General features: G+C 63.5%; 28 protein-coding genes. 10 read left to right on the top strand and 18 right to left on the bottom strand.

What is annotated here, in order from left to right; translation table 11 throughout:
* Positions 1-53: 53 nt before the first annotated feature.
* Entirely contained in the window at positions 54-2,261 is a 2,208-nt protein-coding gene (locus ACTGJ9_RS18570) for an NF038122 family metalloprotease (RefSeq protein ID WP_456678229.1), read from the bottom strand.
* A 359-nt stretch (positions 2,262-2,620) separates the two neighbouring features.
* On the opposite strand from ACTGJ9_RS18570, the gene ACTGJ9_RS18565 reads away from it, so the two are divergent.
* Both ACTGJ9_RS18565 and ACTGJ9_RS18560 read left to right on the top strand, forming a co-directional pair.
* The gene (locus tag ACTGJ9_RS18565; RefSeq protein ID WP_456678228.1) at positions 2,621-3,814 is read left to right on the top strand and encodes a CaiB/BaiF CoA transferase family protein; all 1,194 of its coding nucleotides are present in this window, start codon (positions 2,621-2,623) and stop codon (positions 3,812-3,814) included.
* 239 nt (positions 3,815-4,053) lie between these two features.
* A complete protein-coding gene (locus tag ACTGJ9_RS18560) occupies positions 4,054-4,983 on the top strand; it encodes a dTDP-4-dehydrorhamnose reductase family protein (protein WP_456678227.1) in 930 nt (309 codons plus the stop codon).
* 288 nt (positions 4,984-5,271) lie between these two features.
* Here ACTGJ9_RS18560 and ACTGJ9_RS18555 read toward each other — a convergent pair whose 3' ends face one another.
* The 7 genes from ACTGJ9_RS18555 to ACTGJ9_RS18525 form a co-directional block, all read right to left on the bottom strand.
* On the bottom strand, positions 5,272-6,789 hold the full coding sequence (locus ACTGJ9_RS18555) for a tripartite tricarboxylate transporter permease (protein ID WP_456678226.1): 1,518 nt from the start codon (positions 6,787-6,789) through the stop codon (positions 5,272-5,274).
* An 11-nt stretch (positions 6,790-6,800) separates the two neighbouring features.
* Positions 6,801-7,343 carry a tripartite tricarboxylate transporter TctB family protein gene (locus ACTGJ9_RS18550; RefSeq protein ID WP_456678225.1) on the bottom strand — a complete coding sequence of 181 codons (543 nt, stop codon included), beginning with the start codon at positions 7,341-7,343 and terminating at the stop codon, positions 6,801-6,803.
* Between the two features lie 134 nt (positions 7,344-7,477).
* On the bottom strand, positions 7,478-8,452 hold the full coding sequence (locus tag ACTGJ9_RS18545) for a Bug family tripartite tricarboxylate transporter substrate binding protein (RefSeq protein ID WP_456678224.1): 975 nt from the start codon (positions 8,450-8,452) through the stop codon (positions 7,478-7,480).
* Between the two features lie 154 nt (positions 8,453-8,606).
* Entirely contained in the window at positions 8,607-9,404 is a 798-nt protein-coding gene (locus tag ACTGJ9_RS18540) for an enoyl-CoA hydratase/isomerase family protein (RefSeq protein ID WP_456678223.1), read from the bottom strand.
* 30 nt (positions 9,405-9,434) lie between these two features.
* A complete protein-coding gene (locus ACTGJ9_RS18535; RefSeq protein ID WP_456678222.1) occupies positions 9,435-10,634 on the bottom strand; it encodes a pyridoxal-phosphate-dependent aminotransferase family protein in 1,200 nt (399 codons plus the stop codon).
* A 115-nt stretch (positions 10,635-10,749) separates the two neighbouring features.
* Positions 10,750-12,033, bottom strand: coding sequence for an MFS transporter (locus ACTGJ9_RS18530; RefSeq protein ID WP_456678221.1), 1,284 nt, complete (start codon positions 12,031-12,033; stop codon positions 10,750-10,752).
* 52 nt (positions 12,034-12,085) lie between these two features.
* Positions 12,086-13,288, bottom strand: a complete 1,203-nt coding sequence (locus tag ACTGJ9_RS18525; protein ID WP_456678220.1) for a pyridoxal-phosphate-dependent aminotransferase family protein — start codon at positions 13,286-13,288, stop codon at positions 12,086-12,088.
* Positions 13,289-13,421: 133 nt separating this feature from the next.
* On the opposite strand from ACTGJ9_RS18525, the gene ACTGJ9_RS18520 reads away from it, so the two are divergent.
* From ACTGJ9_RS18520 to ACTGJ9_RS18495, 6 genes are all read left to right on the top strand, one after another.
* Positions 13,422-14,171, top strand: coding sequence for a GntR family transcriptional regulator (locus tag ACTGJ9_RS18520; protein ID WP_456678219.1), 750 nt, complete (start codon positions 13,422-13,424; stop codon positions 14,169-14,171).
* A 106-nt stretch (positions 14,172-14,277) separates the two neighbouring features.
* A complete protein-coding gene (locus ACTGJ9_RS18515; RefSeq protein ID WP_456678218.1) occupies positions 14,278-17,250 on the top strand; it encodes an FAD-binding and (Fe-S)-binding domain-containing protein in 2,973 nt (990 codons plus the stop codon).
* Positions 17,243-17,671 carry a GlcG/HbpS family heme-binding protein gene (locus ACTGJ9_RS18510; RefSeq protein WP_456678217.1) on the top strand — a complete coding sequence of 143 codons (429 nt, stop codon included), beginning with the start codon at positions 17,243-17,245 and terminating at the stop codon, positions 17,669-17,671. The genes ACTGJ9_RS18515 and ACTGJ9_RS18510 overlap by 8 nt, the downstream gene beginning before the upstream one ends.
* Before the next feature lie 445 nt (positions 17,672-18,116).
* Positions 18,117-18,959 (top strand): hypothetical protein, encoded by an 843-nt coding sequence (locus ACTGJ9_RS18505; RefSeq protein ID WP_456678216.1) that lies wholly within the window; start codon positions 18,117-18,119, stop codon positions 18,957-18,959.
* Between the two features lie 61 nt (positions 18,960-19,020).
* Positions 19,021-19,170: a hypothetical protein gene (locus tag ACTGJ9_RS18500; protein ID WP_456678215.1), complete on the top strand. Its 150-nt coding sequence runs from the start codon at positions 19,021-19,023 to the stop codon at positions 19,168-19,170.
* 17 nt (positions 19,171-19,187) lie between these two features.
* Positions 19,188-19,358: a hypothetical protein gene (locus ACTGJ9_RS18495; RefSeq protein ID WP_456678214.1), complete on the top strand. Its 171-nt coding sequence runs from the start codon at positions 19,188-19,190 to the stop codon at positions 19,356-19,358.
* A 265-nt stretch (positions 19,359-19,623) separates the two neighbouring features.
* On the opposite strand, the gene ACTGJ9_RS18490 is transcribed toward ACTGJ9_RS18495, so the two are convergent.
* From ACTGJ9_RS18490 to ACTGJ9_RS18450, 9 genes are all read right to left on the bottom strand, one after another.
* Positions 19,624-19,761 (bottom strand): hypothetical protein, encoded by a 138-nt coding sequence (locus tag ACTGJ9_RS18490; protein ID WP_456678213.1) that lies wholly within the window; start codon positions 19,759-19,761, stop codon positions 19,624-19,626.
* A gap of 60 nt (positions 19,762-19,821) precedes the next feature.
* Positions 19,822-19,995 (bottom strand): hypothetical protein, encoded by a 174-nt coding sequence (locus tag ACTGJ9_RS18485; protein ID WP_456678212.1) that lies wholly within the window; start codon positions 19,993-19,995, stop codon positions 19,822-19,824.
* A 189-nt stretch (positions 19,996-20,184) separates the two neighbouring features.
* Positions 20,185-20,709 (bottom strand): hypothetical protein, encoded by a 525-nt coding sequence (locus ACTGJ9_RS18480; protein ID WP_456678211.1) that lies wholly within the window; start codon positions 20,707-20,709, stop codon positions 20,185-20,187.
* Positions 20,710-20,794: 85 nt separating this feature from the next.
* Positions 20,795-21,127, bottom strand: coding sequence for a hypothetical protein (locus ACTGJ9_RS18475; protein ID WP_456678210.1), 333 nt, complete (start codon positions 21,125-21,127; stop codon positions 20,795-20,797).
* Between the two features lie 648 nt (positions 21,128-21,775).
* Complete coding sequence (locus ACTGJ9_RS18470; protein ID WP_456678209.1) at positions 21,776-22,081, bottom strand: hypothetical protein; 306 nt, start codon at positions 22,079-22,081, stop codon at positions 21,776-21,778.
* Positions 22,081-22,227, bottom strand: coding sequence for a hypothetical protein (locus ACTGJ9_RS18465; RefSeq protein WP_456678208.1), 147 nt, complete (start codon positions 22,225-22,227; stop codon positions 22,081-22,083). Before ACTGJ9_RS18465 ends, ACTGJ9_RS18470 begins: the two co-directional genes overlap by 1 nt.
* Entirely contained in the window at positions 22,215-23,123 is a 909-nt protein-coding gene (locus ACTGJ9_RS18460; protein ID WP_456678207.1) for a metallophosphoesterase, read from the bottom strand. The genes ACTGJ9_RS18465 and ACTGJ9_RS18460 overlap by 13 nt, the downstream gene beginning before the upstream one ends.
* Positions 23,120-23,704 (bottom strand): metallophosphoesterase, encoded by a 585-nt coding sequence (locus ACTGJ9_RS18455; RefSeq protein WP_456678206.1) that lies wholly within the window; start codon positions 23,702-23,704, stop codon positions 23,120-23,122. The genes ACTGJ9_RS18460 and ACTGJ9_RS18455 overlap by 4 nt, the downstream gene beginning before the upstream one ends.
* A complete protein-coding gene (locus tag ACTGJ9_RS18450) occupies positions 23,701-23,991 on the bottom strand; it encodes a hypothetical protein (protein ID WP_456678205.1) in 291 nt (96 codons plus the stop codon). Before ACTGJ9_RS18450 ends, ACTGJ9_RS18455 begins: the two co-directional genes overlap by 4 nt.
* A 138-nt stretch (positions 23,992-24,129) precedes the next feature.
* Between ACTGJ9_RS18450 and ACTGJ9_RS18445 the strand changes: the two genes are divergently transcribed.
* Positions 24,130-24,411 (top strand): hypothetical protein, encoded by a 282-nt coding sequence (locus ACTGJ9_RS18445; RefSeq protein WP_456678204.1) that lies wholly within the window; start codon positions 24,130-24,132, stop codon positions 24,409-24,411.
* Here ACTGJ9_RS18445 and ACTGJ9_RS18440 read toward each other — a convergent pair.
* Complete coding sequence (locus tag ACTGJ9_RS18440; RefSeq protein ID WP_456678203.1) at positions 24,380-24,898, bottom strand: hypothetical protein; 519 nt, start codon at positions 24,896-24,898, stop codon at positions 24,380-24,382. The two genes, ACTGJ9_RS18445 and ACTGJ9_RS18440, sit on opposite strands and share 32 nt — an antisense overlap.
* Before the next feature lie 715 nt (positions 24,899-25,613).
* On the opposite strand from ACTGJ9_RS18440, the gene ACTGJ9_RS18435 reads away from it, so the two are divergent.
* A complete protein-coding gene (locus ACTGJ9_RS18435; protein WP_456678202.1) occupies positions 25,614-25,751 on the top strand; it encodes a hypothetical protein in 138 nt (45 codons plus the stop codon).
* The last annotated feature ends 42 nt before the right edge of the window (positions 25,752-25,793 follow it).

The raw sequence follows: 25,793 nt of genomic DNA, 5'->3' as shown, positions 1-25,793 counted from the left end.
GTGAGAGACTGGCCGTCGGTCGGAGCCGGCGCGCCGACGCAACATCAGGCGCTTCAGTGGTACAGGATAAAGGCGCCAAGCAGATCTTGATGGAACGTGAAGTGGTGTCCACCGTCACCGACGATGGGTTCGCCGAGACCCGATCCAATGCCGGCTTCCAATTGGCCGATCACGTCCCCCGCATCAGTCGTCCGGATTTGTAGTTGCGAGGCGCCGACGGTACCTGGGCTCGATGGCCCATTGGCGTCAACCGCGAAAGTAAAACCATCGCGGGCAACGGCCGCCACGGTGTTCGAAAGGCTGGGAGTGCCGATCGTCCCATCGCCGTTCAAGTCCTGCTGGAAGCTGATCTCCAGACTTTGGAACGCGTTGGTATTACCCGGCCCAGGCATGTAGAAATTGCCCGTGTAGTTGCCGTCGCTATCTGTACTCCAGACCGAATACCGGCCCGTGGCCGCGTTTTTCCACGCCACCTCGTAGCCGTTCGAAACCGCCTCAGCGCCGATCGGAACATAACTGCCGAACTGGCCGGCGTTCACCACGGCGCCCTGATATTTCAGTGCCGGTCCAGTGCCTCCGCCGACTGGATTGAGAAGGTAATTGTTCGCCGAAGAGACCAGTGCGGTTGCACCGATCGCCTCGATCACAGACGAACGGACTCCAATGGTCCCATCGCCGTTCAGGTCCTGATGGAAGCTGGTTTCCAGCGCCTCGAATGCCGTCGCATTGCCCGGACCGGGCATATAGAGGTTGCCGGTATAGTTGCCATTGCTGTCGGTGGACCAGACCGAATATTGGCCGATGGTCGCATTCTTCCACGCGACCTCGTAGCCGTTCGAAATCTGCTCGGCGCCAAGCGGCACATAGGCGCCGAACTGACCTACCGTAACAGGGGCCCCCTGATATTTGACAGTTGGCCCTGTGCCGCCGGCGACCGGATCGAGGGAGTAGTTACCTCCCACAAGGTCTAACGCGGTCGTTCCAATCGCTTCGATCGAGGAGATCATCGCCGATCTGGCAAGCCCGATTATGCCATCACCGTTCAGATCCTGGTGGAAGCTGGTTTCCAGCGTTTCGAACGCAGCAGAGTTGCCCGGACCCGGCATGTAGAAATTGCCGGTGTAGTTGCCGCTCGTGTCCGTGCTCCAGACCGAATATTGGCCCGTCGAAGTGTTCTTCCAAGCGACCTCATAGCCGTTCGTGACAGCTTCTACGCCGATCGGCGTATAGCCGCCGAACTGTCCGACAACCACCCCCGAGCCGCTGTATTTAAGTTCAGGCCCAGCCCCTCCGGCGACCGGGTTCATAAAGTAATTGCTGCCGGCCTGCAGCAGGCTCGTCGAGCCATACGCCTCGATCGTCGTCGGCGAGTCGATCGCGAGATGAAATCCGAGCGCGTCGAGTTGCTTCAGGTCGATCGTCGTCAAGCCCTGAATGGTGGTGCTGGTGTAGTATTCGTTGAAGGGATCGTTGGGCCCCTGCACGCCACTGTTGAGGAAGTCGCTCGGGTCGGAGTTCTGGCCGTAATCGGCGATCTTGGTAACGCCGCCGTCCAGCGAGAAATATGCCGCAGGCGCGGTCGCGCTGCCCTGGAACAGACGTGCGCCGGGGCTCGTGAACCGGTAGAAGTCGAAGACGTCGGGCGCCGAACCATAGGGCACGCGGCCCATTGCGTGGGTCAGCTCGTGCAGCGCAACGCCCACCAGCAGGTTGGAATTGATGTCGGTGGAAAAGTTCGCGCTGGCATCGTCGGTCGTGGTGTCGTTGGCGCCAATGACGCCCCAGAGCTTGAGCTGCGCATTCCAGATCGCGACGTTCGACTGTCCCTGAATCGTCGAGCCGTTCGACAACTTGTTGAACGTGGTGTCGCCGACGCTCGCGTTGTTGATCAACTCCGAGCGGGTCCACGCATAGGTTTCATAATAGCCGCTGTCGGGGCCGGCCGCGGCGCCGCCGCCCGTGCCGCTATAGTCAATATTGATGTTGACGGTGATCTTGTCGGTGATATTGGCAGCCAGGATCGCAACTGCCTGCTGTAGGCCGTTCTTGAAGCTGGCTGGCGCCGCCTGTGCCGCCGCATCGAGGATCAGGTTGATGGTGATGCCACCCGCGGTGACCGACATGACCGAGCCGGATGTGGAGCTGCCCGATGTCGAGCCTCCCGCATCGGCGGGGATGTAGCTCCCCTGAATGCTGTTGCCGACAACCGTGTAGAAGGGATCGTCGGAAAGCAGATTGTCCTGGGTAGATGCCCTTCTCATCGTCTCATCTCGTTCGGTTCGTGGCCCTCGGAGGCGGCGCGAAAGCCTGGCCAGATACAGATCGCCACGCTCGACAGCGACGATATCGTGCCTGGAGCCTAAAGGATTGCCCCGGCGGCGTTAAATTCCGGTTTCAACGGAACCGGTAGAGGCGACCGACGGAGCAGCCACTTTATTTACCATGTGCCATGCACCAAATCGAGGGCAGCTGCCGTGCGTTAAGGGTTCCGGCGGAAACCCTCATTGCTGCGCGCGGGCAGCCTTGCCAGCGTCTCCCGCGAGGACGCCATTGAACTTCTGCTAGATTTGCTCGATCAAAAGATTGCAATTCCGCCAGCCCCTCCCGGAGACTCCCGAAAATGCCAGTCCCGCATGCCTCCCAGGCCCTGTCGCGCTTCACCGTGCTCGATCTGACCCGCGTGCGGTCCGGCCCCACCTGCGTGCGACAGCTCGCGGACTGGGGCGCCAATGTCATCAAGATCGACGCGCTCACCGAGGATGCCGGCGGCGAGCAGCCGGGCGGGCCGAGGCTAGGGGCCGACTTCCAGAATTTGCACCGCAACAAGCGGGCGGTGACGCTGAACCTGAAGGACGAGCGCGGCCTCGCCGTGTTCACGCGTCTCGCCGCCAAGGCCGACGTCGTGGTCGAGAATTTCCGGCCCGACGTGAAGAAGAAGCTCGGCATCGATTACGAGAGCCTGCGCGAGATCAACCCGCGCATCGTCTATGGCAGCATTTCCGGCTTCGGCCAGGACGGCCCCTATCACAAGCGGCCGGGCTTCGATCAGATCGCGCAGGGCATGGGCGGGCTGATGTCGATCACCGGCGCGCCGGGCGAAGGCCCGATGCGGGTCGGCATTCCCGTTGCCGACCTCACCGCCGGCCTGTTCTGCGCCATGGGCATCCTCACCGCGCTGCTCGAGCGCGAGGTTTCCGGCATGGGCCAGTGGGTGCAGACGTCGCTACTCCAGGCCCAGATCTTTATGCTGGACTTCCAAGCCGCGCGCTGGCTGATGGAGAAGGAAGTTGCCAGGCAGGCCGGCAACAACCATCCGACCAGCATCCCGACCGGCGTGTTCAAGACCACGGACGGCTACATCAACATCGCCACGACGGGCGGGCGGATCTGGGAGCGCTGTGCGCGGGCGATCGGCGCGCCGGAACTCTACAGCCATCCCGATTATGCGACGGCCCCCGCCCGTTCCAAGAACCGCGATGCGCTCAACGCCGAGATCGAGAAGCGCACATTGACGAAGTCGACCGAGACCTGGGTACGCGAATTCAACGAGGCCGGCGTGCCCTGCGGGCCGATCTACGCCATCGACCAGGTGTTCGAGGACGCCCAGGTCAGGCATCTCGGCATCGCCCAGGACGTGCCGAACAAAGAAGACCGCCATATCCGCCTGGTCGGCCAGCCCGTCACGCTATCGCGCACGCCCAGTAAGATGGCGGCGCGGCCGCCGGAATTCGGCGAGCAGACTGACGAGGTGCTCACCGAGTTCGGCTTCAATGCCGAGGAGATCGCGAAGCTAAGACAGGCCAAGGTGGTGTAGGCGTCTGCGCGGCCAACCCGCAAAAAGGCGCGGGTCCCTCGCGGAGCCTGCGCGCAATCGGCGGGAACTGGTGTCTCGGAAGCTGCCCGTTGCGGACGAGGAGGTGAAAACCTGGTGTGATTGGTCATGAAAAATCCTGCCTGCGTTTGCCATGAAGTCCGGATTTTCTTGACAGACCGGTGAGATAGATGCCATCCGCTGAGATATTCGGCCACGTCAATCGTGAGTGGAAATGAAGAATGTCGTCGGAATTGCCGCCTGATCCACGCACGGCTCGCCGCGCCCCGCACGTGCTCGTGCTCGGGGCGACGGGTATGCTTGGGCACAAGCTTGTCCACAGGCTGGCGGCGCAGGGCTTGCAGGTTTCCGGAACGATCCGTTCGTCTTCGATTCCCGATACGCCCGCGGCCCGATTGGCCCTGGCTGGCGCACACCAGATCCAGCCGAATGTAGATGTTCTGCAGGACACGGCGCTCCAGGCCGCGATCGAGGCGGCAAATCCTGATGTCGTGATCAATGCGGTCGGCGTCATCAAGCAGATTGATCTGGCCAAGGACGCCATTACATCGATCGCGACCAACGCGATGCTTCCGCACAGAGCCGCAGCACTTTGCAGGAAGCGAGGCGCCCGCCTGATCCAGTTCAGCACGGATTGCGTGTTCGCTGGCCGGAAGGGTCCATTCGCGGAAAACTCGCCTACCGATGCCGAGGATCTGTACGGACGCAGCAAGCTGCTGGGCGAAGTTTCGGGGCCAGACTGCCTGACCATTCGGTCGTCCATCGTCGGCAGGGAACTGCGCGGACGCTCCAGTCTGATCGAATGGTTCCTGTCGCAACGCGGCGGGCACGCGAAGGGATTCGCCGGCGCTCTCTATACCGGTCTTACGACCAACGCCATGTCGGATCTGGTCGGCAAATTGATTAGAGAGCATCCGGACGTCGATGGCGTCTGGCATGTTGCCTCGGAGCCGATCAGCAAATACGAGCTTTTGCAGATCGTGAACGCTCAATACGGGCTCGGCGTGGCCCTCGAGCGCGACGAAAAGTTTTTCTGCGATCGCAGGCTTGACGGCAGCAACTTCGCCAAGCGAACCGGATTCCGTGCATCCGACTGGCAAACCATGATCAGGGAAATGCACGACGACCCGACGCCCTACGATGGGCATTGAAACGCCGCGGTCGTAGGGGCCACATTCGGCCCCGCCACACACAATTCCTCGCGTTGCCCCGCGGGCAGATTTCACCGTGGGTCAATCGAAAGAGCGGTATAATTATACTGCAAAAATCCGCGCCGGAATTCTGCATCGATTTTTGCTGATGGTCAGTCGACGCGGTGATCGGCGCGATATCGAACACCCAGTGCGAACTCTGCCAGTTGTAGCGGCCTGGCCGCCCGCGACGGCGCCATTCAAGTCGAACGATATATAATTGATATCAAAGAACATTGTCCCGCAGGCCTAGCGCGATATCGTCCTGCTCCGCTGCATCCATCCGATGCGGGCGAGCAGCCCATCGATCGCCGGCCAGAACAGCAACACGATCGCGAGCGTCGTGATCGAGCCGACCAAGCCGTTCGACCAGAACACCTTGAGGTCGCCACCGGCGCCGATCATGGACAGCCGGAAGGCATCCTCGGCGCGGCTGCCGAGCACGAGTGCCAGCGTGAACGGCGCCAAGGGAATGCCGATCTTCTTGAAGACGTAGCCGACGACACCGAAGCCGAGCATCAGCCAGATGTCGAACATCGCATTCTGGATCGCATAGGCGCCGATCGCGCAGGACACCACGATCATCGGCGCCACCGCCGCGAACGGCACGCGCAGGATCGAGGCGAAGATCGGCACCGTGGTCAGCACCAGCACGAGGCCCACGACATTGCCGAGATACATCGAGGCGATCAGGCCCCAGACGAAATCCTTGTGCTCGATGAACAGCAGCGGTCCGGGATTGAGCCCCCACACCATCAACCCGCCGAGCAGGATCGCAGCCGTGCCGGAGCCGGGAATGCCGAGCGCCAGCATCGGCAGCAATGCCGCGGTGCCGGACGCGTGCGCGGCGGTCTCCGGCGCGAACACGCCTTCGATGCGGCCTTTGCCGAAGCTCTCGGGATCCTTGGAAAAGCGCTTGGCGAGATTGTAGCCCATGAAGGACGCCGCAATCGCGCCGCCCGGTGTGATGCCGAGCCAGCAGCCGATGAAGGAGGAGCGCAGCAGCGTCACCCAGTATTTCGGCAGGTCCTTCCACACGCTCAGCACCACGCGCAGCGAAATGCTCGCCGCGTGGCCACGCAGCGCCAGCCGCTCCTCCATCGTCAGCAGGATCTCGCTGATGCCGAACAGGCCGATGACGGCGACGAGAAAGTTGATGCCGCGCAAGAGCTCGGACGAGCCGAAAGTCATGCGCAGCTGGCCCGACACCGTGTCCATGCCTATGCCTGCGAGCAACAGCCCGAGCGACATCGAGATGACCGTCTTGTGCTTGGCCTCGCGCCCGAGGCCGACGAAGGAGCAGAAGGTCAAGAGATACACCGCGAAGAACTCGGGCGGGCCGAACTTCAGCGCAAAGGACGAGATCATCGGCGCGAGGAAGGTGATGAGCAGCACCGCGACCAGCGAGCCGATGAAGGACGACGTGAACGCCGCGGTCAGCGCCTCCGCCGCCCTGCCCTGCTGCGCCATCGGATAGCCGTCGAAGGTGGTGGCGACCGACCAGGCTTCACCGGGGATGTTGAACAGGATCGAGGTGATCGCGCCGCCGAACAGCGCGCCCCAGTAGATGCAGGACAGCATCACGACCGCCGAGGTCGGATCCATCGTGAAGGTGAGCGGCAGCAGGATCGCAACGCCGTTGGGGCCACCGAGACCCGGCAGCACGCCGACGAAGATGCCGAGCACGAGCCCGACCATCATCAGCGCGAGCGTCTTCCACGTGAGCAGGACGGCGAAGCCGTGAAGCAGGAGACCGAAAGCTTCCATCGCGGGTCCGCCTAGTAGCCGAAGGCCGCTTCGAGCGGGCCCTTCGGCATGATGACGTCAAAGGCGATGTCGAAGGTGACGAACATGATCGCCGTGAACAGGAAGGCGGTGAGCAGCGACTTCCACAGCGCGATCTTGCCGATCGCCCGCATGAAGCCCGCGATCAGCAGGAAGCTCGCGACGTAGAGACCGAGGAACTGCGTCACCAGGCAGAACAGCAGCGTCGGCACGAACACCGCCAGCACGCGGGGGGCCTGCGCGCGCGTGACGAAGGTTTCGGCGGCCCCGCGGCGCGCGAGGAGCGCGGCGATCAGGCCATAGAGGCTGCCGCCGCCGAGGACGAGGCAGAGATAGAACGGGAAATAGCCGGGCTCAGGCCCGGTCGAATCCCAGGATGCCCCGGTCCGCCAATTGTCGTAGCCGAGAATCGCTGCCAGCGCGAGCAGCAGCAGGCAGACGATAATTTCGACCGTGCCCGAGCTCGTGACGGAAGGCGAGTTTTCCTCAGGCGCGGTCGGATCGTCGACGACGATTTCGAGATCGGTTTGGGACATGCTCTGCCAAATCAAAATGCGCTGTCATCATCCGCGAAGGCGGATGATCCAGTATTCCAGCTGCGGCGAGGAGTACGGATAAGCTTCGGCGTACTGGATGCCCCGCCTTCGCGGGGCATGACGTGGAGGTGGGATCACTTCGCGACGAATCCGGCTTCCGTCATCAGCGACTTGTTGGTGGCATCGTCCTCCTCGAGGAATTGCACCATGTCCTTGCCGGTGAGGAAGATCGGCTTCAATGCCTGCTTTTCCATGTAGTCCTTGTATTCGGCGGTCTGAGTCACCTTGTGGAACAGCTCGACATAGAACGCCTGCTGCTCCGGCGTGACCTTGCCGGGCAGGAACATCGCGCGCAGCATCAGATACTGGACGTCGATGCCCTCCTCCTTGCAGGTCGGGATGTCGGCCCAGGACTGCGTGTCGGTCACCTTGCTGGTGTAGGCGATGCGCTCCTTGTCGAACACGCAGAGCGGTCGCACCTGGCCGGCGCGCCAGACTTCGAGATTTTCGCTAGGGTTATTGACGTTGGATTCGGTGTGGTTGCCGACGAGCTGGGTCGCGGCCTCGCCGCCGGACTTGTAGGGCAGGTAGGAGAATTTCGCACCGGTCTTCTGCTCGAGGAAAACGGTCAGCACGTGATCCTCGCGCTTGGAGCCGGTGCCGCCCATCTTGAACGGGGCGCTCGCCGCCTTCGCGGCGTCGACGAATTCCTTCACCGTCTTGGGGCCGGCGCTGTTGTCCCACAGCACGAACTGGTCGAGCGCGATCACCGAGACCGGGGTCAGCTCGCGCCAGTTGAACGGGATCTTGGCCGACAGCGGCAGCATGTAGATCAGCGAATAGGCGATCAGCACCTTGTTCGGATCGCCCTCGCTGGACTTCATGTACATCAGCGCTTCCGCACCCGACGCGCCGCCCTTGAGCGAGACCACCATCGGCTGCTTCATCAGATTGTTCTTCTGGATCGCGGCCTGCATCATCCGCGCCATCTGGTCGGAGGCGCCGCCCGCGCCCGCGGCCACGACGATCTCGACCGGCTTGGTGGGCTCCCAGCCGGCAAAGGCTGGCGCGCTCAACAACAAGGCCGTCGCAGCTCCGACGGCTTTCACTGGAATTCGCACGAGTTTCGTCCCCTGGTTCTTATTGGCTTTGTGACGCCGGGAAATCTATCGATGCATTGTGCGGACTAAAGATCGCGAGTTCAAGCAGGCGGACATTCGGCCGCATATGACTTTCGGCTGACGAAGCGCGCGCTACTTGCCCCTACTTGCCCTTCCAGTTCGGCGTGCGCTTGTTGAGGAAGGCGTCCATGCCTTCGCGGAAATCTTCGCTCATATAGGCCTTGAGGATCAGGTCCTCGCCCTGTTCGCGCGACAGCGTGGGGCGGATGCGGCGCACCGCTTCCTTGGTCGTTTCGAGGGTTAGCGGAGCATGGCTCGCGACGAGCTTTGCGGTCTCGTCGGCGCGGCGCTGCAGCGTCTCGACATCAGGGACGATTTCGGTGAGCAGCCCGAGCGACAGCGCTTCCTGCGCCTCGACCAGCCGCGCCCTGAAGATCAGATCCTTGGTGCGTGCGGGACCCACCAGCGAAACGACGCGGCTGATATTGGACATCGACAGGCAGTTGCCGAGCGTGCGCGCGATCGGGAAACCCATGCGCGTCGTCTCGGTGCCGATCCGGAGATCGCAGCAGGCGGCGATGCCGGCGCCGCCACCGGTGCAGGCCCCCGCAATGGCCGCGATCACGGGCACGCGGCACTGCTCGAGCGTCCCGAGCACGCGGTCGATCCGCGCCTCGTAGTCGAGCGCATCCTGCGCCGTCTTGAACGCGCGGAATTGCGAGATGTCGGTGCCGGAGGCAAACGCCTTGTCGCCGGCGCCGGTGAGGATCAGCACCTTGATCGAGCGGTCGGCGTTGATCTCCAGGCAGATCTCCGCCATGCGGTCATACATGGCGAAGGTCATGGCGTTGCGCGCCTGCGGGCGGTTGAAGGTGATCCGCGCGATGCCGTCCGTGACGGAGTAGAGCAGGTCTTCGTTAGCAGTCGTCGGTGCGTTCATCGCGCGCTCACTCTCCAGATTAGTTGGACCCTAAGCTACCTGCGCCTTGGCCATCGGCACCGCGTCGCGTCCCTTCAGGACGTCCATGGCCGCCAGCACGCCGCCGCTCCGGTGCGGAATCTTTGCAAGATCCAGGCCCATCTCGACGCCGGCGAGCGTACCCATCAGCATCAGATCGTTGAAATGGCCGATATGGCCGATGCGGAACACCTTGCCCTTGACCTTGTTCAGGCCGGTGCCGAGCGACATGTCGAAATTCTCCAGCACCATCTTGCGGAAGGCGTCAGCGTCGTGGCCGTCAGGCACGCGCACGCCGGTCAGCGCCGGCGAATGCGCGGCGGGATCGGCGCACTGCGTCTCGAGGCCCCAGACCTTGGCCGCCGCGCGCGTCGCCGCGCTGTGACGCTTGTGGCGGGACCAGACGTTCTCCAGCCCCTCCTCTTCCAGCATCTTGACCGCTTCGCGCAGGCCATAGAGCAGATTGGTCGCAGGCGTGTAGGGGAAGGTGCCGAGCTTATTGAAGGAGATCACTTCCTGCCAGTCCCAATAGGAGCGCATGCCGGGATTGGCTTTGGCGACGTTGAGCGCCTTCACCGAGACGGCGTTGAAGCCGAGACCGGGCGGCAGCATCAGGCCCTTCTGCGAGCCGGCGACCGAGACGTCGATGCCCCAGGCATCGTGCTCGTATTCCATCGAGCCGAGGCCGGAGATGGTGTCGACCATCAGCAGCGCCGGATGTTTTGTGCGGTCGAGCAGCTTGCGCACTTCGAGCGGCGGCGTCACGCAGCCGGTCGAGGTCTCGTTGTGGACGACGCAGACCGCCTTGATCGCGTGCTGCTTGTCGGCGACGAGGCGCTTCTCGATCTCGGCGAGGTCAGCGCCGCGGCGCCAGTCGCTCGGGATGAAGTCGACGTCGAGCTTGAACTTGTCGGCGATGCCGCGCCACAACACGGCGAACTGGCCGGTCTCGCACATCAAAACCTTGTCGCCGGGCGCGAGCACGTTCACCATCGCCGCTTCCCAGGCGCCGGTGCCGGACGACGGGAAGATGATCACGGGCTGCTTGGTGCGGAACACGCGCTGCATCGCCGCAAGCGCGGCAAAACCAAGCTCGGCGAACTCCGCACCGCGATGATCCAGCGTCGGCATGTCCATCGCCCGCAGCACGCGGTCGGGCACGTTGGTCGGTCCTGGAATCTGGAGAAAATGCCTTCCAGTATGCACGGTCATAGGCGTCCTTCCCGATCTAGCCTTGTTTTGATGGCCGCCGAATAGCACCATTTGACCGGCTTGTCCCCTCTCCAAAGGGCGACTCCCATGCATCAGGGGCGGAGTCCCGACGCCCCTACTCCGCGGCCACCACCTTGCCGGACGGCAGGCTCCCCTCGGCCTCCGTAAACGGGCGCTCCGGGTGCATCAGGAAGGCCGAGAGGCCGCCGAGCAGCAACAGCCCCATCGACATCAGGAACGGCAGGTACCAGTTTCCGGTCGCATCGATCACGAAGCCCGCGACCAGCGGGGAGACGATGGCTGCAAAGGCTGAGCCGGTGTTCATGAGTCCCGACGCGGTCCCCGAATATTTTGGGGCAATGTCCATCGGGATCGACCACATCGGGCCGATCACGAGCTCGGCGCAGAAGAAGCCGGCCGACAGGCACAGCGCGACGATCGTGATGTCGTGGACGAACAGGATGGGGAACAGCGAGAGCAGCGCCCCCGCAAATCCCGTGACGGTGACGCTGAGCCGCGCCAGCCGGACATTGCCGGTGCGGTCGAGGATCTTGTCCGAGATCACGCCGCCGACGCTGTCGCCGATCACACCGGCGAAGAAGACGCCGGAGGCGAACAACGCCGAGTTCTTGATGTCGAGATTATAGTTGTTCTTGAAGAACAGCGGCAGCCAGTTGAGATAGAGCCACAGGCACCAGCCGTAGCAGAAATAGGTCAGCGTCACCGGCCACATCCGCCCCAACAGCGGGCCCCAGGGCACGCGCGGACGCTCGCCGGTCGGGCGCGGCGGCAGCGCGGCGAGCTCGGCTTCCGTGATGGCAGCGTGGTCTTTCGGCTCGTTGCGGAAGTACCAGACCCAGATCACGCCCCAGACGAGGCTGACGAAGCCGAGCACGACGAACGCGCCGCGCCAGGTCAGCCACAGGATCAGGAGCGCCACCACCGGCGGCGTCACGGCATTGCCGAGCCGGGCGAAGGAATGGGTCAGGCCTTGCGCAAAACCACGGCGGTTTGCCGGTGTCCAGTACTGCATCGCGCGCGTCGCGGTCGGGAACGTCGCGCCCTCGCCGAAGCCGAGCGCGAAGCGCGCGACGAACAGTGCGGCAAGTCCGTTGACGAAGCCGGTCGAGATGGTGGCGACCGCCCAGATCATGCCGCACCAGAACAGCGTCTTGCGCGGTCCGAGGCGATCACCGATCCAGCCACCGATCACCTGGAACAGCAGATAGGGATAGGCGAAGGCGGAGAAGACGAGACCGAGCTGCGTGTTCGAGAGAGCGAGCTCTTTCTGGATCTCGCCCGCGGCGGTACCGATGTTCACCCGGTCGACATAGGTGATGAAATACATCGCGCAGAGCATCGCCAGCACGACATGCGTGGCCTTGAACCGAATTCGCATCTCCACCCCTCCTGATCGCGTTTTATGATTGGCCTTGCGTGTCCCTGCGCAATTAAGTGCTGACCACTTTCAGATGTGGCGATGCATTGCCCTGCGGGCGCTGCTCCAGGAGCTTCATCGCGACGTCGACGCCGCCGGAGCGGTGCGGCACGCCGGCAACCGACAGGCCCATCTCCACGCCGGTGAGCGCGCCGAGCAGCGTCAGCGCATTGCATTCACCGAGATGGCCGATGCGGAAAACCTTTCCGGCAACCTTCGACAGGCCCGAGCCCAGCGACATGTTGTAATTGTCAAGCACGATCTTGCGGAGCTGGCCGGCGTCATGGCCGGGCGGCATCAGCACCGCGGTCAGCACCGGCGAGAACTCGGCCGGCTCCTGGCACAGCACTTCGAGCCCCCAATGATTGACGGCGGCGCGCGTTGCGGCGGCGAGCCGCTGATGACGCGCGAACACGTTGTCGAGCCCCTCTTCGAGCAGCATCGCGATCGCCTCGCGCAGGCCGTAAAGCAGGTTGGTCGCGGGCGTGTAGGGGAAGAAGCCGTTGGCGTTCGGCTTGAGCATCTCCTCCCAGTCGAAATAGGAGCGCGGCATCTTGTTGGTCTTCGCAGCCGCGCGGGCCTTCTCCGAGATCGCGTTGAAGCCAAGGCCGGGCGGCAGCATGAACCCCTTCTGCGAGCAGCTGACGCTGACATCGACCTTCCATTCGTCGTGGCGGTAGTCGACCGAGCCGAGCGAGGAGATGGTGTCGACCATCAGCAGCGCCGGATGGCCCGTGCGGTCGATCGCGGCACGGATCTCGGCGATGCGGCTGGTCGCACCGGTCGAGGTCTCGTTGTGCACGACCATCACCGCCTTGATCGCGCGCGCCTTGTCCTCGGTGAGTTTGGCTTCGATCACGGCCGGATCGGCGCCGCGGCGCCAGTCGCCGGGCACGAAATCGACCTCGATGCCGAAGCGGCCCGCCATCTGCCGCCACAGCGTGGCGAAATGGCCGGTCTCGACCATCAGCACCTTGTCGCCCGGCGACAGGGTGTTGACGATCGCGGCCTCCCAGGCGCCGGTCCCCGAGGAAGGGAAGATCACGACGGGGCCCGCGGTTTGGAAAATCTTCTGGCTGCCTTCGAGCACGGTGCGGCCGAGCTCGCCGAATTCCGCGCTCCGGTGGTCGATGACAGGCATGTCCATGGCGCGAAGAACGCGCTCGGGGACCGGGCTCGGGCCCGGAATTTGAAGGAAATGGCGTCCCTGATGCATGAAAACCTCCCTGACGGCGGATTCTGGCCGGCTCTGTTGGCCATTTTGCATTCATTTTTTGTCATTTCAATCGAAATTTGGTATTCGATTACGGCCGTCGACGCGGTTAATCGAGCAAACTACTGTGCTGCAAATGAAATCCACGATTCCCGACACCGGGGTTCCGATCACCCCGCCCGCCACAAATGGCGGCGACCGCCAAGAAAACCGTCACGAGGCCTCGCTCCATGGCGAGATCCTGCTGCGGCTCCGCGACTACGTCGTGGAAGGCAACATTCCCGACGGCGCCCGCGTTCCCGAGCGCCAGCTCTGCGAGATGTTCGGCATCTCCCGCACGCCCCTGCGCGAGGCATTAAAGGTGCTCGCGGCCGAGGGCCTGATCGAGCTTCTGCCCAACCGTGGCGCCCGGATCCGCCAGCTCAGCCAGCGTGACCTGGAAGAGCTGTTCGACGTCATGGCGGGGCTGGAAAGCCTCGCCGGGCGCCTCGCCTGCGAGGCCATTACGGACGAAGAGATCAGCGCGATCGAGCAGCTGCATTACGAGATGTACGGCCACTATCTGCATCGCGACATGCACGGCTATTTCCAGGCCAACCAACGCATCCACGAGAGCATCGTCGCGGCCGCGCGCAACGAGACGCTGAAGACCGCTTACGCCAACTTTGCCGGACGGATCCGCCGCGTCCGCTACTCCGCCAATTTCGCCCGCAAGCGGCAGCGCTGGGCGGAGGCGATGCGCGAGCACGAGGCGATCCTTGACGCGCTGCGCCGCCGCGCCGCGAGCGAGCTCAGCGACATCCTGTTCCAGCATTTGCGCAACAAGCGGACGGCCGCGATCGAGCATCTGACCGAGTACCAGGGTGAGGCGCCAGCCTCGTCCTAGAGGGTGGCCGGCTTGCTCATTTTGAATTCATAATATAATCGGTCAGAAACAAGAATGAATAATCCGACGGGGCCGGGGGCCTTGTCGGATCAATCCGGGATCAGGGATGACCAACGCCTCCTCGCTCGAACGGCGCCTGCGCGCGGACATGACAGGCGATGTCCTGTTCGACGGCTTCAGCCGCGGCCGCTACGCCACAGATGCCTCGTTCTACCAGATCGTGCCATCAGGCGTCGTCGTCCCGAAGACCATGGACGAGGCGCTGCGGGCCTTGGCGATCGCCCGTGACGAAGGCGTGAAGGTCACCCCGCGCGGCGGCGGCACCTCGCAATGCGGCCAGACCGTCAACGATGGCCTCGTCGTCGATCTCTCGAAACACCTCAACCGCATCCTGTCGCTCGACGTCGAGGGCCGGACCTGTGTGGTCGAACCCGGCATCGTGCTCGACGACCTCAACCGCCAGCTCAAGAAGCACGGCCTCTGGTTTCCGGTCGACGTCTCTACGGCGTCCCGCGCCACCATCGGTGGCATGGCGGGCAACAATTCCTGCGGCGGCCGCTCGCTCCGCTACGGCACCATGCGCGACAACACGCTGTCGCTGGAGGCCTCGCTCGCCGACGGCAAGCTGAGCCGCTTCGGCGAGGTCTCGCGCGATCTCGCCGATCTCGACGCCGGCGACAGCATGCGCGCCCTGTTTCGCGACATGCTTGATCTCGGCTCACGCGAGGCCGACGAGATCGCGATGCGCTTCCCAAAAGTGCAGCGCCGCGTCGGTGGTTACAATCTCGATGCGCTTACGCCGCGCAATGCTCGCAACAACATGGCGCATCTCCTGGTCGGCTCCGAAGGCACACTCGCTTTCACGACCAAGGTCGAGCTGAAGCTGTGGCCTGTCATCCGCAACAAGGCACTCGGCGTGTGCCATTTCGGCAGCTTCTACGAGGCGATGGACGCGGCCCAGCATCTGGTCAAGCTCAAGCCGATCTCGGTCGAACTGGTCGACCGCACCATGATCGCGCTCGGCCGCGACATTGCGATGTTCCAGTCGATCATCTCCGCTGCGATCAAGGGCGATCCGGATGCCGTGCTGGTGGTCGAGTTCGCCGAGGAGGACCAGGCCGACAATCTCGCGCGTCTCAAGCAACTCGGCGAGTTGATGGGCGATCTCGGCTTCGGCTGGAATAACGACAGGCGCAAATGGGGCGGCGTGGTCGAGATCACCAAGCCGGCACTGCAGAGCGGCATTGCCGATTTCCGCGCCGCCGGCCTCAACGTCATGATGTCGATGAAGCAGGAGGGCAAGCCGGTTTCCTTCGTCGAGGACTGTGCCGTGCCGCTGCCGCATCTCGCCGACTACACGGCGCGGCTGAACGAGGTGTTTGCCAGGCACGGCACCAGCGGTACGATGTACGCGCACGCCTCCGAAGGCTGCCTGCATGTGCGGCCCGTGCTGAATTTGAAGCTGGAGAGGGACGTCAAGGCGATGCGCGCCATCGCCGAAGAGACGTTCGCGCTGGTGCGCGAGTACAAGGGCTCGCATTCCGGCGAACATGGCGACGGTCTGGTGCGCTCCGAATTCCACGAGACCATGTTCGGCGAGCGCCTCGTCGCCGACTTCAGGGAGGTCAAGCACCGGTTCGATCCCGACGGTGTGCTCAATCCCGGCAAGATCGTCGACGCGCCGAAGATGGACGACCGCTCGCTGTTCCGTTTCAAGCCGGACTATCGCGTCGCGGAGCTCAAGACAAAGCTCGACTGGTCCGCTTATCCCGGCGCTGGCGGCGGCTTCCAGGGCGCGGTCGAGATGTGCAACAATAACGGCGCCTGCCGCAAGCTCGAGGGCGGTGTGATGTGCCCGTCCTATCGCGCCACGCGCAACGAGAAGGATGTCACGCGAGGCCGTGCGAACACTTTGCGGCTCGCGATCTCCGGCCAGCTCGGCCCCGACGCGTTGTCCTCCGACGAGATGATGGAGACCCTGAAACTCTGCGTCTCCTGCAAGGCCTGCCGCCATGAATGCCCAACCGGCGTCGACATGGCCAAGATGAAGATCGAGGTGCTGGCCGCACGGGCTGCCTCGCATGGTCTGACGCTGCGCGATCGGCTGGTCGGCTACCTCCCGCGTTACGCCGGCCTCGCGTCGCGTTTTGCGCCGCTCGCGAACTTGCGCAACCGAAGCCCGCTCTTGCGAAAGCTGTTCGAGCGCTTTGCCGGGATCAGCGGGCGCCGCGCCCTGCCCGCCTTCCGCAGCGACTTGTTTGTGCCGCCTGCCGACAGCGTCGGCCCGGAGACCGGCCGCGAAGTCGTTCTCTTCGCCGACACTTTTAGTCGCATCTACGAGCGCGAAAATCTTGAGGCCGCGCTGCGCGTGCTCGCGGCCGGCGGCTATCGCGTGCATATGCCGAAGCCCGCCAGCGGCAAGCGCCCGCTGTGCTGCGGCCGCACATTCTTATCCGCCGGGCTGGTCGATGAAGCCAGATCCGAGCTCGATCGTCTCGTCGCGGCTTTCGCGCCCTTTGCCGCGCGCGGCGTGCCGATCATAGGCCTCGAGCCGAGCTGCCTGCTGACGCTGCGTGACGAACTCGCCTCGCTGCGCAAGGACGACGACGCCAGGGCCGTCGGCGCCCACGCGCTGACGTTCGAGGAGTTTCTGGTGCGCGAGGCCGAGGCCGGAAGCCTGCAACTGCTGCTCGGCACCCTCGCCGACAAAGCCGTCGTCCACGGCCATTGCCATCAAAAATCCTTCGGCGCCTTCAAGGCGGTCGAGCAGGTGCTGCGGCTCGTTCCCGGCCTCGAGGTCGAGACCATCGAGTCGAGCTGCTGCGGCATGGCCGGCGCGTTCGGATACGGCGCCGATACCTATGATGCCTCGATCGAGATGGCGGAGCTGTCATTGCTGCCCGCTGTGCGGAGGGCTGATCAGGCGACGTTGGTCGTCGCCGACGGCACCTCCTGCCGCCACCAGATTCGCGACGGCACCCAGCGAGAGGCGCTTCACGTCGCGCGCGTGCTGGCGATGAGCCTCGATCGCGCCACAACCAATTCCACTCCCATCGCAAAGGAACCCAGCCATGGCTGACCTCACGCTCGACACCGCCCGAAAGATCCTCGACGCCGCATTAGCGAAGGCGGCTGAGTTGAAGCTCAAGCCGCTCGTCGTCACCGTCCTTGACGCCCGCGGCGTGCTCAAGATCGCCGCCGCGCAGGACGGCACCAGCCTGATGCGCGCCGAGATCGCCCACGGCAAAGCCTATGGCGCGCTCGCCATGGGCCTGGGCTCGCGCGCGCTGTTGCAGCGGGCGCAGGAACAGCCCTATTTCATCGATGCCATGAACACGATCGCCAAGGGCGCGCTGGTGCCGGTCCCCGGCGGCGTACTGATCATGGACGGCACCACACTGCTTGGCGCGGTAGGCGTCTCCGGAGACACCTCCGACAATGACGAGACCTGTGCGGTCGCGGGGATCCAGGCGGCAGGTTTGAAAGCCAACGCGGGTTAGCCGCGTCGCTCACTGGAGGGCTGCACACTGTAATAGGTCACAGATGGGGCCGCCGCGGGATTGTCATGGATTTTAGTTCCCGAAGGAACTCGAGCCCTCTACTCCAGGATCATGATTCCCGTGCCCCACATTCCAGGGCGAGCGAGGTCAGCTATTTCCAAGATTTAGCCGCAAAAGAATGGTGGCAAACTGCTCCTGATCACCTTCCGCCGCCGAGATTCTGGGCGATGCGCGGGTACAAAGGGTGAGTACGTTATAGATGAGTTTCCCGCGTCGAAATCTCGTCCAGGCACGTCCGTGACGCTCTTCAGGCGGCCAGGGGCGAGTGCCTCGACCGTGACGACGGCAAGGCGATCGGGGTCGGCGAGAACCAGAAGGTCAACGACATCTGGGCAGACACCACGCTGCCATAGCTGCAGCTTCGACGCCGGGGCGGCTCGGTCAAATGGATGGTGTGCACCAAAAAGAAGCTGCGCACGTCGGCGGCATCCGCGAGCGCGGCCCCGACTATCTGTCGGTAGCGGCCGCCCGGAAGAGGGCCACCGACGTCTATACCGAACTGCGCTACGCCAAGACCGACACCCCCGTTTCCGCCGACGAGACGCCGGCCGAAGAGACGCCCGCCGGCTGGACGCTCGGACAGGTCTGCGTCGGGTATCAGGGGTTCCTGGCTCACGACCGCTGGATCAACGACCGCACCAAGCCGCCGAGCGAAGCCACGAACGACGATGTGAGGCGCGCGTTCGGCCAGGCCAGCTATCAGTATCTCGGGATCGCCCCGGTCCTCCAGCTCGACCGCGTGCAGCTGAACGCCGCGCGAGATGGGTCTCGTCTTACCGTCAGCGCCAGAAAATGCACAGAGTACGTCAAGGCCGCCATCAGCTGGGCCGCCGCCGAGCATCCCGACGAGAGCGGGCTGACCGAGAAGATGTCGCCGTGGTGGGAGAACGTGAACGCCGGAAAGCCGGATCCCACGGCGATGCAGGAGATCGAGCAGCGCCGGAAGACGCATCGCCAGGCCAAGGCCAACCTCGACGTCGACGCGGTTGCGGCCACCCTGATCGCTCACGAGAAATACTGCTCGCTCACGAGAAATACTGCGCAGCGCACGAGCGCGTACCGGGCTTCCCCGCAGTTACTGCCGGGATCAGGTGGGTCTCTGGTGGGTGGCGTTCACCGGCAAGCGTCGTCTGTCTACCGTCGAACTGCTGCGCGACAATCTGAAGGAGCAGGACGGAATTCGGCGAGCCAGGTTCGGGCCGCGCCGAGTGGACGGCCGCGCAGATGACGGGGAAAGAGGGTTTCTGGCTGCCGCTGCCGCCGGTCGTCTACGGCGTCGCCGGGGCGCCATGGCCGACTGGCAGAAGGCCATCAACTACAACCACGGCGCTGGCACCGCGGGAACGAAGACGGAGTGGGTGTTCGCCACGCAGCAACGCGCCAAGCCGGGCGGCATCGGTCTCGAGATCAAGGACCTGCGCGTTTATCCGAAAGTCTAAACCGACACTTGCAGCGCATGCGCGCCGACGGCGCTCTTGACGGCATAGCGTTGTTCAATCCGCGCCTCGTCCGCTCTCCCGTCGGCGACCTCATCGAAGAGCACGTCAGCGGCGTGGCCGTCGTCGCTGATCTGTCTCACAAAGTGAAGAACGACGGCGAAGAAGCGGCAGCGACGACGCGCAAATGATATCTGACCGGCCAAAGAATGCGCGAGAAGACGGCCGGCATGAAGGTGTGATCCGAGGCTCTGATCAAGGCGTACCTGGACCAGGAAGGCGTGTTGCCCGAGCCGCTCGCCAGCAAAGCAAACCCGACCGTGAGGCCAGGGTTTTGGGCGCCTTACCGCGATTGCGCCTGCGAAGGAATTGGCTCTGAAGGATCCCCTGACGCCAATGGATCAGTCGACCCGTGCGAACGCAGACATGTCGAATTTGGATCCGGACCTGAAGGCACTAAGCAGCGGTGTCGCTGATCGCGCGCCAGCGGTTGATGCCGCATGTCTTGCCGTCGACTTCATACCACTCGGCATCACCGCTCGCGTTTGAACGGCGTTCAATGAACGTCGCCTCCAGGAGTACGAAGTGGGGCATTTTCGTCACTCCTCCAGTTCGACAAGCATGCGGTTCGCCATCTCGTTCGGTAGGTTGCGATTAGCGGCTCGCATTCGCCTGTTTCTGGCTCGCGGTGAACCAGTCGACGAATTCGCCCAGCTCTTCTTCGCACTCCGCGCGCTCGGGTCCGAGCTCGACATCGTCCGACGACATAACGAAGGCGCCATCGCGCAGGTAGCGCGCGTCCCTGATGCCCATACCATACTGGGTCACCCAATCCACCACGGCGCGAGCGACCGCCTCGGATCGTAGCGGCGCGAAAAAGCGTGGCCGCCGACGTTGAGTTCAACGACGTGCTTGATGGTCATTGTGGCCTCTCCTCTCGGCGCCGCGACTGCGGCACCTCTGACGCTCCGAGCCCGGTGGCCTTGCGGCGCCGGGCGTGAAGTCGATGCGTGGCGACTAGTATTCGATGACGACCGTGTCGCCGTCGATCGCGTAGGGCATGCGGCGGGTCAACATCGCGTTCGCGACCCAGGCAGGAAGCTGCCACGTCGCCGCCAGCAAGTTAGCCATCGCCGGCAGCCCGGCGCGGAGATGGTAGCCGCCGCCGGCCATGCACCATTCGACGAGCGAGGGCGCGTGGATGCCGCACACGACGTACCGGCGGCCCTCGGCGTCGACGCCCTCCTCGCCATTGTTCGGTGTCGAGCCGAGGCCGCGCTTGCGCGGATTCTCGGACGGCGGGTTCGTGTCGCGGCACACGACCGCGCGCTCGAAGGTGCCGGCCAAGTTCTTCGCGCCGAGTTCGAGGCAGCGCTTGTAGAACCAGGCGAGCGCGGCCTTGGCTTCATCATGGTGCGTGTGGCGCATCGCGGAGGTGTTGTCCGCGTTCCAAGCGTCGGCGGGGTCGTCTCCGAGGAAATTGGCGAGCATGACGGACTCGCCGAGGTCGTTGAGGGACTTGATGACGTAGAAGGTAGGCATTGGCGGATCCTTGCTGTTGCGAGGCGTTGCCTCTACGGCCCAAAGCAGGCGGGCCTGCGCCGGGCGAGACGCAAAGTCGGTAGCGTCAGTCGAGCATCGCCATCTCCGCTGCCGAGAGCGGCGTGCCGCCATTCAGAGCATCGGCGATGCGGGCGATTGCCGCGGCGTGCTCGCCGCGGAGCCGCTCGGCGAGAGCGTTGGCGGCGTCGAGGGCGCGCCGGTAGGCGCAGGCCTCCGTTTTTCCGACGCTGCACGGGCCAAAGTCCCTGACGATGCGGCGGACGCCCTTCGCGCGCTCGCTGATCATCCTCGGAGCGAAACCGACCTGCTCGACCTCGACGACGACCACGCGGCGGTACCGGCCTTTGCATCTTGCTGGCATCTGGCCACTTGCGGTCATCACAATCCAGTCAGGCATCTGATCTTCTCCTTCGGGACAGCAGCGCCATTGTGCTCCGTCACGAGTAGGAAAAGTTGCAAAAGAGGTCCGAGGTCAATCCGATGTTTTGTTGACGTCTGAGAGTTTAGCTTCCCACCGACGGAAATTTCCCTGCAAAACCAACCAAAATTGAAGTTTTGGCAAGCTACTGCGGGCTGAAAAACCAGATCGCTCTCCACGATTTCAACAGGGTGCGGCTCTGTTCAATCCGAAACTGCACTGCGCGATCCGTCGTTAATCGTCGAGAACTCTAACGTTTTGGAGTTTGACTGTGCGCTCTAGCAATCAGACCTGACATTGTCAGGTTAGTGACAGTGTATGAAGCTGCGCACGTTACCGACGATAAACTCGTAAGTGGCGAGATTGGGTAAAGCGCATCCGCAGGAGCGCGATCGAGAGACCTCGCGAGCAATATTTTGGTGCTTTCAAGATGCGACGTCCTTCTCGTCGGCGGAATGGCCCTCAGGAACATTTGATGCAGATTCAGCAAGTTCGTCTTGGTGGAGACCACGGTTCTTTGCCCCCTCAGCGCCGACGCCAGCCGTATCGACCACATGCTCCTAGGTGCGTAGAACCGCTTTCGACACCGAGTAAGCTAAAAACTAATTCCCGGACTTTTTTCCAGTATCAGGCCGCGCTCCAGCAGTCATCCAACCGAGCGAACGCCTCGAGCGCCGCGTTGCGGATCTTACGCTCCGCCAGCACCAGATCCGGGATCGTCCAGACCAGGCCGCGGACAACCACGTAGCGTTCGCCCTCGTCGTCGACGGCCCACACGAGGGCATCATCGATTTTGCACAATCGCTCGACATACGGCCACTGGCGGACCACGCCGCGGCGCATAGCGTTGATGGCGTCGTGCAGATCGCCGTCTGCCAGCATCTCGGCCGTAGCCGTCGGCGTAATCCGGGGGTCGAACATTTGTGACTGCATCAGGCCTTCTCCATCATTGTCGAGTGCGTCATCCCGCCCTGCCAGGCGCACCCGCCGACCTGCACGATCTGCAGTGCCGTGCTGTCGAAGGGGCGGATCCAGACGTAGCCCCGCGGGATGCCACGCATCGCGCTCACGGTTTCCATTCCAACTTCGGCTTCGGCTCGAGCTCGACCACGAACAACGGATCGAAGTGTGGGTTCTCGCGGCCGCCGGGGCCACGCGGGTCCGGATATCCGCGCGGGTTGCTGACAACGCGCGTGTCGCCGCACACGTAGTCGCGGTTCTCGTGAACGTGACCGTGGCACCAAATTGCCGGGGCGCTGTCGCCGCGCATTAATTTCTCCAAATCAGACGCGTAGCACCAGTCGAGATGCTGGAATTCGCGCGGCTTCTCGGGATCCCACTTTGCGAGCGATCGGTACGAAGGGCACATGTGAGTCACGACCACGGTCTCGCCGTCGAAGGGTTCAGCCAAAGTTTGCTCGATGAAAGCGACGGACTTTTTGTGCGCATCAATCGTCATGCCCGGCGTCAGCCGGTCCTTCGAGCGGCCCCGCCCGACCTTGATCGCCCTGTAGTCGCGCATCCACTTCTTGGCTTCCATCACCGCCTCGCCGAACATCATGTAGGGCGGCCGCGCCGCGAACGAGCTCCATCCCGTGCTACAGATGAAACGCAGAGGCTCGTCGTTGATCTCCAATGGGATGACGTCGTCGTCCCCGTAGAGGATCCCTAGCTCGGCGGCAACCTCGCGCATAGTGGCGCGTTCGGCCTCCCACGTCGTCCGCGTCGTCGGGTCCAAGCGGACCTGCTTCGGATTGGACTCGCTGTAGAAATCGTGATTCCCGGGGACGTAAATCACCGGAATCGACAAGTCGGGGTACATCCACCGCACCAGCCGCAGCGCGTGCGATCCGGGCTCCATGGCATCGCCGGGAACGACGATCACGTCGGCCTGGACGTACGGACGCTTCGTGATCCGGTTGCCGGCGTGGTCGTGGTGAAAATCACTGGCGACATGCATGCGGATGACGCTCACGGCTTCACTCCTACGGCCTCGAAGTCGTCGCCCGCCTCGGGATCCACGCGCGGCGGCAGCATCGCCATATGGGCCTTGATCTGCGACAACCTCACCGGCGCAAATCCCAGCACGTCGACGCCGATGTCGCACGACTGGTTGTTGCCGCGCAGCTTGCCGTGATGATGACCCCAGAGTTGGAGTGTTGTCGGTTTGCGAGAGCCGGGCCAGCTCAGCATCGGGTAGTGGCAGAGGACCAACTTCGTGGATTCGACTGTCACAAACGCGATGTCCTTTACCCACTGCCAACCGAGGCTCTTGGTGACATCATCGTCGTGATTGCCGACGACCAAGTGCTTCCGTCCCGGCAAAGATTCGAAAAGCTTCTTGAGTGCCGTCGGATCGGCGCGGTGCGCAAAGTCGCCGAGGCAGATCACGTCGTCATTGTTCGCGACACGATATCGCCAGGCATCTGCAAGAGCAGAATTCATCTCTCGCCCGTTGGCAAACGGCCGTGTCGATGCGCACATCCGAATGATACCGTCGGGCTTATCCGGGGACGCGTGGAAGAAATGCGGGTCCGAAATGAACCAAGTCGTCACTTCATCCTCCCCAAAGCGGTGTTGATGCTCATCCAGTTGGCGTCCGTTTCGGCCTTCACCTTAGCTTCCAGTGTCTCGAAGTGCTCATAGATGTGCCGCGCGCAGTTGAGGAGCGCGGCTTTGGCGCTCTCGAGGTTAGTAGAGAGCTCGGTCACCGAAGCGGCGCTCTCGATCTTGGCGGTCAACTCCTGAGCGCCGGCGAGCAGCTCGGTGAGCAGGCTGCGGTGATGTTTAGAGAACGGAGACGCCGCGAGCGCGGCGGTCGTGGTGGCCTTTGCGTCGCTCATTCGGTGCCTCCTGCAGGACTCGAAATCAGCGCGATCCGTAAAATAGGATCCGTTGACCGCGCGCAACGTTAATGCTTATGTGCCACTAATGTCAATATCAGTAGATACGACATGTTCAACCATACGAGGAGTCGCATCATGAGCGACAGCCACACCGCCTTCCACGCCCCGAGTTTCACTGGAGCCGCCGTCGGTGGTGCCATGACGATCGCCGGCGCGCTCGTCTCCGGCATGCAGAACGCTGCCCAGGCCAACGCCAGCGCATGGGCGAACTACAACCGCGAGCAGCTCGAGAAGACCCTTGACCTGTCGGAGGCGCTCCGCAAGCACGCGGTGCACCGTGCCGAGAAGGCCGAGGGTAAGCTCCGCAAGATCAAGATGCTCGCTCTCAAGCGGGCGCGCGGCCGGGCACGGGCATAGCGAACTGTGACGCCCACCCCGGGGTCGGCTCGACGTAGAGAGGCCCCGGCGGCCACTTGACGGGAACCAGCTTCTGCACCTTGCGAACACCCGGCAGGCCGTACAGACCGCGAAAATGCGCTTGAACTGCAGCGTTATCAGCAGCAACCAGCCTTTCAGCCTCCGCCGCGGTCACGCCTGGTAACCACGCCTGGACGTCTCGCGGGAGCCACGTCGGGACAGCAATGGGGTCGCCGGCGATCAAGGAATCCATCGCCCAATACCAGATCGCCTCCGCGATTTTCCTGCAATTCTCGCGGGTCCTCGCGTCCTCCTCGGCGACGCGCCTAGCAAGGTCTTCGACGACCGGAGAGTCGCCGGCAGGCGGTCCCGCGAGCGGCCCACCGAACGCCGTGCCGAGCAACTTTCCGGGCATCGAGAGCACGAACTTCATGCACGAGATGACGGCCCGCAGCGCGGCACCGATGGCAGCGAAAATCATCTTCATGAGCAGCCTCCTCTTGATTGCGGGCACCCTCTCACGCCGGCCAGCAAAACCAAAGCCCCGCCCCAAGCACTTTGGGGTCGCTTGACCGCTTCAGTAACTGAACATATGGTGTGCGTAGTGATGTAACTAGGAAGTCTGAAGTGACACAGTTCGACCTTGTCGGACCGGATCCAGACGACCGGCATCGGGCCTCTACGGCTATGCCTGCCGCCGCCGCTTGGCCGATGGAGCTTGCCTTCAATTTCACGTCACGCCAGCCTCTCTGGTCCGGCGCCGACGGCTGTGGTCCGTCGTTTGGCCGAAGGCTGACGTATTGTGGATGTTCCTCTCTCCGTCGTGAGCGCTCGCCCCGACGTGTCGCTGTCACAAAAGCTACGGGCAAAACGTATTCACAGGTCTCGCCCATCGGCCTCCTCGTTCGAGAATGGCGGGCCGAACGCCGCGCTGCAAGCGCTGCCTCCGGTGTCGCGACGATTTCTGGTCGGCGCACCGCCGCCGGGTCCGTCGGTGTCGGCAGTGCAAACAACCCCCGAGTTCAAGGAGTGCACCTAATGAACAACGTGCTTCTCGACGAAATCCGCCGCCAGCCGGAGGCCGTGGTCGTGACGACCGAGACGCCATTGACGGTGCTCGGCCGCGATTTCACGGTCCGGCGCACCGTCTGCGCCCGGACCGGCCGCGGCTGGTTCACCGTGCGGATGCCGCCGGCTCCATCATGTTCCTGCGGATGGCCGATTTCCCGCAAGAGCGCATTGGCGACCTTATCATGGCCTGGTTGGACGGCGCCTACGTCGGCCGCCGTGACGCACTCGCCAATCCCCGTCCGCAGTCCACCGGAGGAGACCCGCTGTGAGCGAGCGAAAGGAGAAGGACCGCCGCTGGAAATACATCAAGG

The organism is Bradyrhizobium sp. RDM12 (genome assembly GCF_051917485.1).
Lineage (GTDB): Bacteria > Pseudomonadota > Alphaproteobacteria > Rhizobiales > Xanthobacteraceae > Bradyrhizobium.
The sequence above is the reverse complement of the archived record's forward strand: the minus strand, read 5'-3'. Positions and strand labels throughout refer to the sequence as shown.